A 260-nucleotide genomic window follows, 5' to 3' on the forward strand; every position below is an offset into this window, starting at 1 on the left:
ATTCTCGAAGCCGGGACTGGCGACTGTGAAGCTGGGTGCTGATATTCCGGTGCGCGCCTCATCCTCCATGATTGAGGGAATGACGGCTAGTGTCTGTATCGACGGCGCGTGGCGCAGTATTGGTGATATCACGGACCTGAAACTGAAGCATGCGCCACAGCAACATACGCAGCTCGGCGTGAAGGGATAGATGGACGGGGCACGCGCCCCGTTTTTCACGTCCGGGGTTGTGAATAATCTGGGTTTGCGCTACACTACGT

General features: G+C 56.9%; 1 protein-coding gene. It reads left to right on the forward strand.

The genetic code is table 11. From position 1 onward, the window contains the following. A partial coding sequence (locus ACZ2V4_RS11835; protein WP_490514969.1) for a hypothetical protein occupies nucleotides 1-190 on the forward strand: 190 nt, incomplete at its 5' end. Nucleotides 191-260: the final 70 nt, after the last annotated feature.

The sequence above is a fragment of the Macrococcus sp. CoH-51_TC_04 genome (assembly GCF_058188655.1).